1 protein-coding gene and 1 pseudogene are annotated in these 1,936 nt (G+C 58.1%); both read right to left on the bottom strand.

The window, feature by feature from the left end; translation table 11 throughout:
- Window positions 1-458 precede the first annotated feature (458 nt).
- Window positions 459-1,490 (bottom strand): IS110 family transposase, encoded by a 1,032-nt coding sequence (locus VJ369_RS00480; protein ID WP_324090200.1) that lies wholly within the window; start codon window positions 1,488-1,490, stop codon window positions 459-461.
- A gap of 141 nt (window positions 1,491-1,631) precedes the next feature.
- Window positions 1,632-1,936 (bottom strand): annotated as a pseudogene (locus tag VJ369_RS00475) (hypothetical protein); the annotation flags it as partial.

Here is a 1,936-nt window from a genome sequence, read left to right as displayed (position 1 = left end):
TTTGCAAAAATGTCTGATGCCATCTTGATACACCTCGTCACTAGACGGATGGCTGGATAGACCACGAAGCACAGCGGAGAATTAGAAGCTGCGCTCTCATGGGAGTCAATCGCTCTCCCTCAAGCGGCGGAGCCAATGCGTTGGGTCAAAAGCAGACATTCGCGCCGCAAAAGGTCATGTCCGCTTTACCCCCATGTGTGGACGGCTCCGAGTTGGCAAGGACTTTCTTGAACGTGTGCAGCATTGGTCGGTGCAGCCATGTGTTCGGCCTGTTTACGCGGTTCACATGACCGCTGGCCATAATGCCCTTCGCGGATCAGGTCCCGATCAATAGCCCGCATTCGACAATGCATGGGGGAAAGTGGGTTGTCCTGATCACCAGATCGACCGGTTCTGCATTACGTGCTGTTTGCCCTTTCCAACCTTCGCTTCACGCCGGGTGGCCGGCGCGATCTCGTTTACGCCGCCAGCGCGACGGGTTCTTTGTAGCGTTCGCCCCTGCTCATCATGGCCCAGGCCATCCGCGCGAGTTTGTTGGCAAGCGCAATGGCGGCGACCTTGGTGGGCCGCCGCGCCAATAACGCCGTGAGCCAAGGCCGATGCTTGGTGCCATAGATCTTGGCATAGCGAATGACAGCAAGCGCGCCCGCTGTGAACAGGCTGCGCAAATAACGGTCACCTTGCTTGCTGATACTGCCGAGCCTGTCCTTGCCTCCACTCGAATGCTGCTTCGGCACCAGTCCAATCCAGGCCGAGAAGTCTCGCCCTGACCGAAACACTTTCGGATCGGCAATGCTAGCAACCAGTGCCGTGGCCAGCACATGACCAACGCCCGGGATCGCATCGAGCCGCTTGCTCGTCTCGTTGGATCGATGCCACGCCGTGATCATGCGGTCGAACTCCAGGAGCTTTGCTTTCAGGGCTTGCAGTTGGCTGCCGAGAGCCATGAGACAGGTGCGTGCAACCTCGGGCAATCGTTTGTCACCTGCATCGGCGACGACATTGAGCAGTTGTTCAAGACCATTGCGTCCGACCGCCGCGACGATGCCAAACTCGGCAAGATGGGCACGGATCGCGTTGATCAATGCGGTCTGCTGGCGAATAAACAGGTGCCGCGTGCGATGAAGCATTAGGCCACTCTGCTGCTCCGGCGTCTTGGTCGCGACAAACCGCATGTTGGCTCTGGTGACCGCCTCGCAGATCGCTTCGGCGTCAGTGGCATCGTTCTTCTGCCGCTTGACGTAGGGCTTCACGTAAGCCGGCGGCATCAGCCGCACCGTATGCCCAAGCGCCTGCAGTTCGCGCGACCAATGATGCGATGTCGCACAGGCCTCCATACCAACGAGGCACGACGGCACTTTCTGGAAGAACGCCAGGACGTTGCGACGCTTCAATTGACGGCGGAAGACCACCTGGCCATCGGCGTCAACGCCGTGCACCTGAAAACCCGACTTGGCGATGTCGAGACCGATTGTCTTAACTGCTTGCATGTTTGGCTCCTCTCAATCGTGGGGGCCTTAACAGCACCCACTTTCATGGCACTCGCGCGCCGGTGGAGGAGCCGTCCACAGCATCAGAAGCGGACATTGATCGCTAGTCCTGGAAGGTCCGCTCCCAAATCCGCGCTATGCTTATTGGATCAAGTTGGTGCGCAGACGTGCGAACTCGTCATCGGTTATCGATCCCGACTTTTTTAGCTGATCGAGTTTGGTAATTTCGTCGGCTGCGCTGTAGCCGACCACGCGGCGCAGTTCATCGCGTGCCTGCTGAGCTTGCTGAGCATTACGCTCGGCCATACCCCTTCCTTGAGTGATTAGATAGGCGAAAATGCCTAAGTAGGAGGTAAGGACCAACGCAAGTACCCAGAGCGCTTTGCCCCATCCGGAAATGTCGTGACGCCTAAACAGGTCGCCATAGATGATGACTAGCAGCCAGA

The sequence above is a fragment of the Glutamicibacter sp. genome, from assembly GCF_035257265.1.
Lineage (GTDB): Bacteria > Actinomycetota > Actinomycetes > Actinomycetales > Micrococcaceae > Glutamicibacter.
This window is presented reverse-complemented; position numbering and strand designations above follow the sequence as displayed.

What these genes read in the sequence shown, in the direction of transcription:
- VJ369_RS00480 (WP_324090200.1), bottom strand. Translation starts at nt 1,490, where the DNA reads ATGCAAGCAGTTAAGACAATCGGTCTCGACATCGCCAAGTCGGGTTTT.